This window comes from Pseudomonas reactans, assembly GCF_013387025.1.
Classification (GTDB): Bacteria; Pseudomonadota; Gammaproteobacteria; order Pseudomonadales; family Pseudomonadaceae; genus Aquipseudomonas; species Aquipseudomonas reactans.
The window spans coordinates 22,715-34,139 of sequence record NZ_JACAQP010000042.1; the positions used below are offsets into that span (position 1 = coordinate 22,715).

Sequence of the window (11,425 nt, forward strand, 5' to 3'; positions counted from 1 at the left end):
GCGGGAAATCCGGCGTGGCTTGGTGTACGAATTAAGGCCGGTTGGACCGGCCGAAGGCCGCGCAGTATACCGTAATAATCGAGATAAACAGCCCCTCGGATGACCATCTGTCTAGCGGCGCAAACCGGCGGTTTTATTGACTCTGAGGTCAGCGCTCCCCGGCCGGATTCTGCGCTGCTCCACCTTCCAGTTTTCGCCACAATAACCGCACATTTGCCTTACGTACCAAGGCGCAGCGATACAGGCGAATCTCCAGCGGAACATGCCATTGCGGGCCGCCGCACACCACCAGCTCACCGCGCGCCAACTCCGCCCGTACGCTCAGTTGCGGCACCCAGGCGATGCCCAGCCCTTCCAAAGCCATGCTCTTGAGGCTGTCAGCCATGGCGGTTTCATACACGGTGGTGAAGCGTAGGGCGCGCTGGCGCAACAGCAGGTGCACCGAACGACCAAGAAACGCACCGGCGCTATAGGCCAACAACGGCACGCTGCCCTCGCCTTCCAGGTCGAACAGCGGCTTGCCATCGGCATCGGCAGCGCATACCGGCAGCATTTCAGTGTTGCCCAGGTGCAGGGAGGGGAAAATTTCCGCGTCCATCTGCATCGCCGCATCCGGATCGTAGAACGCCAGCATCAGGTCACAACCGCCTTCGCGCAGGGCATGCACGGCATCACCGACGTTAGTGGCGACCAAACGCGTGGCAATGTTCAAGCCTTCGTTACGCAATTGCGCAATCCAGCGTGGGAAGAAACCCAGCGCCAGGGAATGCGCCGCCGCCACTTGCATGACCTCGCCCTGCCCGCCTTCCAGATGATGCAAATGGCGCAGCACTTCGCCGAGCTGCTCGACCACAGTACGTGCGGTGACCAGGAACAGTTGCCCCGCTGCCGTCAGTTCAACCGGCGTGCGTGAGCGGTTGACCAAGGTCAAACCCAAAGCGGCCTCAAGGCTGCGAATGCGTCGGCTGAACGCCGGCTGGGTAACGAAGCGTCGCTCCGCCGCCTGGGAAAAGCTGCGGGTGGCCGCCAGGGCGCTGAAGTCTTCCAGCCATTTGCTCTCAAGGTTCATCACTTCCTCCCACGGGTACGCACCATTTTGGCACACACGCCCGTCATCATAGCTGGGTCACACTCACATTATGCCGTTTGTGCATAGGCCAGTGTTTAACAGCATTGGCCCAAAAACTTCCACAAGCCTAGCATTCGCAGCGTTCCGGCCAGTTCCGGGTCCCTATCGAGATGATTTCCGTCATGTCCTCTGCTGCATCATTCCGTACCGAAAAAGACCTGCTTGGCGTACTCGAAGTACCGGCTCAAGCGTATTACGGCATCCAGACCCTGCGAGCGGTGAACAACTTCCGCCTCTCGGGTGTTCCGATTTCGCATTACCCGAAATTGGTGGTCGGTCTGGCAATGGTCAAGCAAGCGGCGGCTGACGCCAACCGCGAGCTGGGTCAGCTCAGCGAAGCCAAGCACGCTGCCATCAGCGAAGCCTGTGCCCGTCTGATCCGCGGTGATTTCCACGAAGAGTTCGTGGTGGACATGATTCAAGGCGGCGCTGGCACTTCAACCAACATGAATGCCAACGAAGTCATCGCCAACATCGCGTTGGAGGCCATGGGCCACAACAAGGGCGAATACCAGTACCTGCACCCGAACAACGACGTGAACATGGCGCAGTCGACCAACGACGCCTACCCGACCGCGATCCGCCTGGGTCTGCTGCTGGGCCATGACGCGCTGCTGGCCAGCCTCGACAGCCTGATCCAAGCCTTCGCCGCCAAAGGTGTCGAGTTCGGCCATGTGCTGAAAATGGGCCGCACCCAGTTGCAAGACGCCGTGCCGATGACCCTCGGCCAGGAATTCCGCGCCTTCGCCACCACCCTGAGCGAAGACCTGGCCCGCCTGAAAACCCTGGCGCCAGAGCTGTTGACCGAAGTGAACCTGGGCGGCACCGCCATCGGCACCGGCATCAACGCCGACCCACGCTACCAGGCCCTGGCCGTGCAACGCCTGGCCACCATCAGCGGCCAGCCGCTGGTGCCGGCAGCCGACCTGATCGAAGCTACCTCCGACATGGGCGCCTTCGTGCTGTTCTCCGGCATGCTCAAGCGTACCGCGGTGAAGCTGTCGAAGATCTGCAACGACTTGCGCCTGCTGTCCAGCGGTCCACGTACCGGCATCAACGAGATCAACCTGCCGGCCCGCCAGCCAGGCAGCTCGATCATGCCCGGCAAGGTCAACCCGGTAATCCCGGAAGCCGTGAACCAGGTCGCGTTCCAAGTCATCGGCAACGACCTGGCCCTGACCATGGCAGCCGAAGGCGGCCAACTGCAACTGAACGTGATGGAGCCGCTGATCGCCTTCAAGATCTTCGACTCGATCCGCCTGCTGCAACGCGCCATGGACATGCTGCGCGAGCACTGCATCGTCGGCATTACCGCCAACGAAGCGCGCTGCCGCGAACTGGTCGAGCACTCCATCGGCCTGGTCACCGCGCTGAACCCGTACATCGGCTATGAAAACGCCACCCGCATCGCGCGTATCGCTCTTGAAAGCGGCCGTGGCGTGCTGGAACTGGTGCGTGAAGAAGGCTTGCTCGACGACGCCATGCTCGACGACATCCTGCGCCCCGAAAACATGATTGCCCCACGCTTGGTCCCGCTGAAGGCCTAAACGTTTGTTGCACCGCTCACCAGGTTGAGGGACTAGACACCTCTCACCTTTTGAGGGCCTGAAGGCTCGTTCTTCAGGCCCTTTTTTTTTGCTTGAAATACGCTCGACCGAACACCGAAGGACCTTGTGGGAGCCGGGCTTGCCCGCGATGCGGTGTGTCAGGCACCCACACTATCAACTGACCGGGCCTCATCGCGGGCAAGCCCGGCTCCCACAGGAGATGTGCCGTGCGCAAAGCATTTTGGTGAAACCTTTAATCAGCCCAAGCAGACGGATCACGTTCGCCTAGGTATAGTGCCGCCCCTCTTCGCGTCAGAGATCGTCGGTAACGAGGTCCTGGACAGCGCGAAACCGCATGAATAACAACCCGCAAAAGGATTGGGGTCGAACTGCCGCGCACTGCCTGGTGCCATGCGGCGTGGTCGGACCGTCCTGCGTTTGCCATTAGAAAAATCAGCGAGGAACACTCCATGCTCGAAGTCATCAACGACTTCCTCTCAGGGAAAGTACTGATCGTGCTCATTGTCGGGCTCGGCGGTTATTTCACGATTCGCTCGCGTTTCGTTCAACTGCGTCACTTTTTCCACATGTTCTCGGTGTTCAAAGACAGCCTGAAGAGCAGCTCTGGCCAGCTCAGTTCCTTCCAGGCCCTGATGCTCAGCCTGGCCGGCCGCGTGGGTGCCGGCAACATCGCCGGTGTCGGCATTGCCGTGACCCTGGGTGGCCCCGGTGCCGTGTTCTGGATGTGGGTCACCGCATTGGTGGGCATGTCTTCGAGCTTTATCGAGTGCTCCCTCGGCCAGCTGTACAAGCGCACTGACGCCGAAGGCACTTACCGTGGTGGCCCGGCCTACTACATCCAGCACGGCCTGCAGAAGCGCTGGCTGGGTATGGTCATGGCTTTCCTGCTGCTGGTGACCTTCGGTTTTGCGTTCAACGGCCTGCAAGCCCACGCCGTGACCCACTCGCTGAACAACGCTTTCGGCCTGGACACCACCTACACTGGCCTTGCGCTGGCTGTGCTGCTGGGCCTGGTGTTCATCGGCGGGATCAAGCGTATTGCCTCGATTGCCGACCTGCTGGTGCCGGTCAAGACCCTGGTCTACATCGCCGTGACCCTGTACGTAATCGTGCTGCAGTTCGACCACGTTCCGGCCATGCTCGCGACCATCGTCAAAAGCGCCTTCGGCCTCGACCAAGCCTTCGGTGGCCTGGTGGGCAGCGCGATCATCATGGGTGTGAAGCGCGGCGTATTCGCCAACGAAGCCGGTCTGGGCAGTGCGCCTAACGTGGCGGCGGTGGCTTCCGTAGAGCACCCGATCGCCCAGGGCGTGGTCCAGGCGTTCAGCGTGTTCCTCGACACCTTCGTGATCTGCACCTGTACTGCGTTGCTGATCCTGCTGTCCGGTTTCTACACCCCAGGCTTTGAAGGCGACGGCATTGCCCTGACCCAGAACTCCCTGGCGGCCGTAGTGGGTGACTGGGGCCGCATGTTCATCTCCGTGGCCCTGGCGTTGTTCGTGTTCACTTCGATCATGTACAACTACTACCTCGGCGAGAGCAATCTGCGCTTCCTGGTCGGTAACAACCGCAAGGTGCTGATGGGCTACCGTGCGCTGGTGCTGGTGTTGATTTTCTGGGGTTCCATCGAGAACCTGAGCACCGTGTTCGCGTTTGCCGACATCACCATGACCATGCTCGCCTTCGTCAACCTGTTCGCCCTGGCGTTCCTGTTCAAGATCGCCATGCGCATCCTGAACGACTACGACAACCAGCGCGCAGCCGGTATCAAGACTCCGGTGTTCGACTCCAGCCAATTCCCTGACCTGGACCTGGACCGCAAGGCCTGGCCGGCCAATCCGGTAAAACCGGAAGCGGTGCCATCGGCAGAGCTGAACGCTCAAACGCAACGCTAAGCGTAGATAGATGACACGCCGCCTCGCCTTGGGCATGCTCTGGGCCCGGCGGCGTTTTTCGTTCAGGAGAATCTCAATGTCAGCATCCAACAACGTCATGGTGCTCTACACCGGTGGCACCATCGGCATGCAGGCCAGCGCCAATGGCCTGGCCCCGGCGTCCGGTTTCGAAGCGCGCATGCGCGAACAGCTTGCCAACGAGCAACTGCCCAACTGGCGTTTTCGCGAGATGGCGCCACTGATCGACAGCGCCAACATGACTCCGGACTACTGGCAGCGTTTGCGCACGGCCGTGGTCGAGGCGGTGGATGACGGCTGCGATGGCGTACTGATCCTGCATGGCACCGACACCCTGGCCTACAGCGCGGCGGCCATGAGCTTCCAATTGCTCGGCCTGCCTGCTCCCGTGGTGTTTACCGGCTCGATGCTGCCCGCCGGCGTGCCCGACAGCGATGCCTGGGAAAATGTCAGCGGCGCGCTGCTGGCTTTGGGCGAAGGCCTGGCGCCGGGTGTGCAGTTGTACTTCCACGGCAAGCTGATGGTGCCGACGCGCTGCGCGAAGATCCGCAGCTACGGGCGCAACCCGTTTGCCGCGCTGCAGCGTAATGGTGGCGCGGCCAAGGCTGATTCGATTCCGGCGACACTGAGTTATCGCCAGGCCAAAGCGTTGGCCGGCGTCGGCGTACTCCCTCTGGTTCCGGGTATCGCGGCACAACAACTGGATGCGTTGATCGACAGCGGCATTCAGGCGCTGCTGCTGGAATGCTTCGGCAGCGGCACGGCGCCGAGCGACAACCCGGCGTTTCTTGCCAGCCTCAAGCGCGCACAAGCGCTGGGCATCGTTGTGGTCGCCCTCACCCAATGCCACGAAGGCGGTGTTGAGCTGGATGTGTACGAGGCCGGCAGCCGCTTGCGTGGTGTGGGCGTGCTGTCCGGTGGTGGCATGACCCGCGAAGCGGCGTTTGGCAAGTTGCACGCCTTGCTCGGCGCGGGACTTGGCGCCGACGAGGTCCGCCGCCTGGTGGAACTTGACCTGTGCGGTGAACTGTCCTGATTAAAACTCATGGGGCGACTACATAGTTACCCTCTCTCCTGACTTGCCACTTTCTAGCATGCCGAAGCTGTTCTTCCGGCAGCGTCCATGAAATGGCAAGGCAGGAACCCATGAGCCCACAACCTTCACCCCCTCCTTACAACCCCACCCACTCGCTGCTCACCCAACTCTGCGTGGGGCCCGCGTTCAGGGAAGTAGCCGGCGTGTTGTTGCGCCAGTCATTGCAAGAACTCTACCCAGAGCTGGACATCGACCCGGACATTGCGATGGTCGGCACGCCGGCGTGGGACATTGTCGGCGATGAGATCATCGTCGGCCCGCCCAGGCACCAACACCTTTCCGACATCCTCGCCCATCAGGCGGTTTCAGGCGTGCCCACGCTGTACATCGAAGGCGTGCATTACCTTATCCAGCAAAAAAACACACACCCGACCACCCACTTGCCGGTGCGCATCAGCGAGATCGCCAACTTGCTCAACGTGCTGGCGCCGGTGATGCTCACCGCCTTTCAGGAGCAGCAAGTGGCGTACTGGAATGCCAGCAACGGGAACGACCGACCACACTGGAGAGCCTTGTCCGACACATTGCGGTCGGCCTGGAATGTGACCGAAGTCGAAGGGTGGACTTGGGAGGAATGCAACATGGCCTTCACGCTGTACCGTTCGCCCGAACTGACACGCCGCCAGGAATATGAAACCCATGAAACCCGGGCCTGCCTGATCGATGTGGACCGGGTGGTAGGGGAAACCGTCAAACACTGGGGCATATTGTCGATCGCCGTGCTGATCGGCACCGTTGAGGAACAATCCGTGATCCTCACCTATTCAATGCTCAACGGTTACCAGAAGTTCACCTCACTGGAGCAGTTGGGCCAGAGCTTGACCGACTACCTGAAGATCCATGCACCAGAGAAGATCCAATGGCGACTGTTCGAACCCAGCGGGCATTTTTTCGATCACCAGGCTTGCACACTGATTGCCCAACAGTTGGCATTCATCGGGCAAATCGATCTGCTGCACGCACGTCGCACCCACCCTTTTGAGTCATCACTCAATATCCCACCGGCCACCCAGGAACTGGCCGGAGGAAACCAGCCGCAGCTCAAACCCTACCTGGACGCGCTGCCTGACTGGCTGACACAGGGCTCGTCCACCGACCTGAGCCTTTACGCACGCTACTTGAAAGACCTTTCCGCCCTGCACACCCTGAATGCTGGCAAGTCCTATGACGATGACATCCCGAACATCCAGAAATACGCGCTGAACCGGCTGCGCGAAGAAATGCTCAAGGAACATTCGGACGCTGGGAACCTGCGCCTGGAAAAGGTCGAGATCCGTGTACGCAGCGTCATTGTCTGGGGCAGTTTTACCCTGCCGGGCAAGTTCGAGGACACCACCTTCACCCTGGCAGAACTCGCCCTGCAAAACCTGATCAGTCTGCCCATCGGCGAAAAAAACATTCGCCTGCACAACGGCAATACCCTACCAGCCTGGCTGACCGTGCCCTACGTTGAAACCCTGATCCGCCGGGTGGACATCGGCAAAAACTACCCAATACTGGCCAAGAGCAAATTGCTCGATGACGTGCTGGAATCCAACCGCAGGAAAGCCCTGTTCAGCAGCCACTTGCGCATCCAACTGCCACTGCTGGCCTTGCAATACAAAATGAGTGAGAAAGCCGGGCTCGACGAGTTGGGGTACCGCTATGTGGTTGGCGTGCTGGCGCCCGAGGCAGCGGACCGCAAAATCGACGGGCTGACCATCGTCCTTCGCCCTCTGGCCTTCGTGCCGAAAAACCGCGGCAACGGTTCGCCCGATGTGGTGACCAACATGTTTGTGATCGGCCCCGAGGACTTGGGTGCCGGTCCTTGCCTGTTGTACCGCCCCATGGCCGAACAGCAACTGGTGCAATACGCTTCACCGGCCGACCTGCTGTATGCGGTTCGGCAATCCCCGCACTTACGCGACTCGGTCCTGGCCTGGCTGCCGGACAGCGTACGCAGCGACTACGCCCGCTACGCCTTCCCTGGCGAATTACCCTCGCCCTGGGCGGCCGTGGAACTGTTGGTAGACCCGGTCAAACTGTTGATGATGAGCGGCCCCATGGACCTGGGTACCGACGTACTCAACGGCGACCTGCCCGGCGAGCTGTTCAAGGCCAACGCCAACGCGCTGATCACACTGGCAGAGCGCCAATCGGTATCCAACAGCGAGGCGCGCTGGGCATCGATCAAACAGGCGGGCTGGCTGGTCTTCAATGCAGCCTTGCCTTTTTTGGGCCGGACCGTGAATACCGCCGCCTGGATCTGGCAGATTCTGGACCAACTGCAAGACGTGGCCGACGCGCAGCAACAAGGCGACAAACCGGCCGAGTGGTCCGCCCTGACGGCGTTGCTGCTCAACCTGGGCATGGCGTTGACCCTGCATATCGCCAGCCGCAGCGCACCGCCAGGCATGCGCTTGACCGACGAGGAGCAGGAGCTGAAAAAGCTCACCGAGGCTCCCGAGGTCAAGACGCCTGCCGCAGTCAAACAGGTTGCCGACCTCGTGACACCCTCCCTGCCAGGCGATCACCCCCATGCGCTGCACACCCTTGGGGCGCTCAACCGTGATACCAACAGCCTGAGGCGTTTGCTGGACAGTTTCGAAACCACAAACCCGGACGTGCCCGACCCGGCCGTAACCCGCGTCGGGGCGCGGCGCTACCTGTATCCACGCCTTGATAAATGGTATGCACCGGTAGGTGAACGCTGGTTTGAGGTGACGGTGGACGAAAATGACCACGTCCAGATAACCGACCCGAAACAACCCACCCGCAAAGGCCCCTTTCTGATCAGCAACCTCAGAGGCAACTGGTTTGTAGACACCCGGCTGCGCTTGCGGGGCGGTGGCTCAAGGAGTCGGGTCAGGGCCGCCAGGGCGGTGGCCGAACTTGAAGCGGCCAAACTGCGCAAGCAAATCACCGACTTCGAGCAACAGAAAAAAGCCGCCCAGGAGCGTCTGCAAACCACCCAGCGAGCGATGAGTGAAGCGCCCTCCACCTCGACGCAAACTGCACGCGAGGCCTACCTGCGCCTGCTGGACAGCCAGCGCGCTGGCTACGAGACAGCCCTGCAGAACCTTAAGGAATTGAACGTCTTTGATCCGACACCCGACTTCCAGCCCAAGAGCATCGGGTACATCAAGGCGCAACTAGGCCTGAGCCAGGCGGGCCTCTTTGAGGTCATGAAAGTCTTCAGCCCCAAGCTCAGGACAACCCTGGATAACATCGACCGTCAGGCCGAGAACCCACAGGTGCGCCATATCGCAGCAGCGCGCGAGATGACCGAAATGCTGCGCGAAATGATCAGGCGCCTGGACTACTTCCAGACGCGCTTCGACGAATTGCGTGAGCTTTCGGCCGCAGGGCTGCGTGTGATAACCATCGCTAAAGGCCAGCTGCCCAGCTACGGCAGCGAAACCCTCAAGACGCTGCAAGTCACACTGGCCCGTAACCTGTGCCTGCATGAAAACAGCACCCTCAGCACCCCGCTGGCGTGGACGGCCATCGACCATATCGTCGACGCCTGCGACATCGCCATCCAGGCCCTGCACGATACGTTAATCGAGCGCAGCAACCGGCGGATCGATGAACGTATCGACAGCTTGGGTAGCCTGATCGAACAGTTCACCGTGCTGGGCGAACGCCTGCAAGACCTGCCCGACGAGTTCCCAGGGGTCACGCTGGAGGAGTCCTTGACCCGTTTGGGCGATCAGCTCAGTGAGTACAAGAAAAAAGCGGCCATTCACCTCGCACTCTTGACCGACGACCGTAACGCCCTGCGAGCGAACCCCAGGTTGCCAGTCACTGCGCCACGCCCAGAGAAGAAATTTATCCGCACCCGCTACAACGGTGTAGTGGTCGGCGAGCCGCAATTGTCTGCGGTGGGTCAGGACACGGGATTGGTCGACGTTCGCTCGCCGCTGTCAAACAAGGTCGTCGCCACGTTTCACGAGAAGACGCCTGGTGTCTGGGTCCAGCAGCACCGGAGTGTGCCAGCGGTAAGTGCTCCCGCCGACCTGCACACCAGCGTGGATGCCGGCCAGGAGTTGCTCGACGAACTGCCGGCGTTCAAGCGACGAGTCACCCTGCTTGCAGAACAGCCCCAGCGAACCCCCATCGGCATCGAGTACCTGTTCCACCAACACGCCCAGCGCCTGGAACAAGCTACTCGTAACATCGAACAAGCCCTGACCCGCAAAAACCTTGCGCATGGGGACATCGCCTTAGCCAGCAGCGCCAAAAAATCACTCAGCGATGCCGCCACCGCACTCTATAAACAAGCCACAGACCAAGTGCTGAAAATGACCAAGCAGCGCCCGCCCACACCCTCCGGCGTGCAATGGCTCAAGGACCGCAACGCAATCGTCATCAAGAAAACCGTTACCCGACGACGTATCAAGTCTAAGTCTCCGGACTATCTGGACGAGTACACCCTCACTGACAGCGTCACCCATAAGGTGCTCTGGTATGCGCACTTTCATTACTCAACAGACTGGACCCCGCCAAGAGCGTTTCTCAGCGCACGCCTGAAAACACCACAGGAACACAGCCTCGGCGCGGCAGCCGATACCACCCACGGCATGACCAACGCGCAGCGTGTGGAGTTCCACCGCAGCGAGATCGGCGAGCAGCAGGCCAGGGCGTTGTTTTTCACCTGAGCCAACGGCACGTAACTTGCTCCAATCCAGCACCTGTTACGTTGGAGCCATCGATGCTGCATGCTCATCTCACGACCCTTAATGCGGTGTCGCTGGTGCTCGACACCTTCAAGGCCCAGGGCCTGCCCAGCGAGGCCTTGCTGGCGGGCAGCGGCATCTGCGCGGCGGACTTGAGCCGCGCCGACACGCGCATCACCACCAACCAGGAGATGCGCGTGTGTGCCAACGCCGTGGCCCTGCGCCGCGACGTCGGCCTGGTGCTGGGCCGCCAGATGCATGTGTCGGCCTACGGCATGCTCGGTTACGCCCTGCTCACCAGTGCCACCTTCGGTGACGCTTTGCGCCTGGCGCTGCGTTATCCGGCACTGTTGGGAACCTTGTTCGAGCTGAGCCTTGAGAGCGACGGCGAGCGCATCTGGTTGACCGCCAGCGATTACCGGGAAAATCCAGACCTGGAAATGTTCAATGTCGAGTTGTGCCTGGCCTCGTTGAAAGTGATCTGCGACGACCTGCTCGGCCAGCCCCTGGCGTTGCTCGGCGCACGCTTTGAATACAGCGCGCCGGATTATCGGGCGCGCTACGCCGAATGCTTCCCCTGCCCGCTGCAATTTGAAGCCGGCACCAACGCCTTTGCCTTCGATAAGCGTTGGCTGGAGCAATCCCTTCCCCTGGCTGACACTGTCACGCACCAAGCCATGGCCGAGCGTTGCCGCAAACAGAACCTGGAGTTCACCGGCCGCCAGGCGTGGCTCGGCCGGATTCGCCAGTTGCTCGCCAGCCAACTTGGCGCTGCACCTGGGATTGAAGGCCTGGCCGCGCAGATGAACTGCTCGGCGCGCACCTTGCGTCGCCACCTGCACGAACTGGGTTGCAGCTACCAGGAACTGCTCGACGAACTACGCTTCGAACGGGCCAAGCAATGGCTGGCGGAGGATGAACTGCCCATCTACCGGATCGCCGAGCAGCTGGGCTTCAGCGAAACCGCGAGTTTCAGGCATGCATTTGTGCGCTGGAGCGGCGTGGCGCCCAGCCAATTTCGAACCTGAGCCATTTTGGGGCGAATTTCGGACAAACACTTT

General features: G+C 61.0%; 6 protein-coding genes. 5 read left to right on the top strand and 1 reads right to left on the bottom strand.

Features of this window, described 5'->3' with window-relative positions; genetic code table 11:
• Window positions 1–148: 148 nt before the first annotated feature.
• On the bottom strand, window positions 149–1,069 hold the full coding sequence (locus HX793_RS28205; RefSeq protein ID WP_177052567.1) for a LysR substrate-binding domain-containing protein: 921 nt from the start codon (window positions 1,067–1,069) through the stop codon (window positions 149–151).
• A 182-nt stretch (window positions 1,070–1,251) separates the two neighbouring features.
• Between HX793_RS28205 and aspA the strand changes: the two genes are divergently transcribed.
• From aspA to HX793_RS28230, 5 genes are all read left to right on the top strand, one after another.
• The gene (gene aspA / locus HX793_RS28210; RefSeq protein WP_028618519.1) at window positions 1,252–2,676 is read left to right on the top strand and encodes an aspartate ammonia-lyase; all 1,425 of its coding nucleotides are present in this window, start codon (window positions 1,252–1,254) and stop codon (window positions 2,674–2,676) included.
• 470 nt (window positions 2,677–3,146) lie between these two features.
• Window positions 3,147–4,592 carry an alanine/glycine:cation symporter family protein gene (locus HX793_RS28215; RefSeq protein ID WP_177052566.1) on the top strand — a complete coding sequence of 482 codons (1,446 nt, stop codon included), beginning with the start codon at window positions 3,147–3,149 and terminating at the stop codon, window positions 4,590–4,592.
• 76 nt (window positions 4,593–4,668) lie between these two features.
• Window positions 4,669–5,646, top strand: coding sequence for an asparaginase (locus tag HX793_RS28220; protein ID WP_177096621.1), 978 nt, complete (start codon window positions 4,669–4,671; stop codon window positions 5,644–5,646).
• 110 nt (window positions 5,647–5,756) lie between these two features.
• Window positions 5,757–10,346 carry a dermonecrotic toxin domain-containing protein gene (locus HX793_RS28225; RefSeq protein WP_218178760.1) on the top strand — a complete coding sequence of 1,530 codons (4,590 nt, stop codon included), beginning with the start codon at window positions 5,757–5,759 and terminating at the stop codon, window positions 10,344–10,346.
• 53 nt (window positions 10,347–10,399) lie between these two features.
• Window positions 10,400–11,392 (top strand): AraC family transcriptional regulator, encoded by a 993-nt coding sequence (locus HX793_RS28230; protein ID WP_177052564.1) that lies wholly within the window; start codon window positions 10,400–10,402, stop codon window positions 11,390–11,392.
• The last annotated feature ends 33 nt before the right edge of the window (window positions 11,393–11,425 follow it).